This is a genomic window from Monashia sp. HAY1-5C (genome assembly GCF_056755255.1).
The window spans coordinates 1-239 of record NZ_JBPGXG010000723.1; the positions used below are offsets into that span (position 1 = coordinate 1).

The window sequence follows — 239 nt, forward strand, 5'->3', positions numbered from 1 at the left end:
GGGCGGAACGGCCACACTCGCTTCTCCGTTTACCAATCCTAATATTCAGACGCAGCCATTCACGCCGCCGGGAGTTCCTGCGGCAAATCCTGCAGATCCAAGAGAAATTATTATCTGCCAGAATCCGGCAATTTTCGATTTCAGCACCTTATCGGCAGGTATTCTGAACGGAAATGCCAATTTCCAGATTACCTATCATACCTCTCAGAATGATGCGCTTTCTGGAGCAAGTCCTATAC

Annotated in this window: 1 protein-coding gene; it reads left to right on the forward strand. The window is 48.5% G+C overall.

Translation table 11 applies throughout. The features are described 5' to 3' along the window. Nucleotides 1-239: hypothetical protein (locus ACR9ZK_RS23320; protein WP_481344288.1), on the forward strand; the 239-nt coding region annotated here is incomplete at both ends.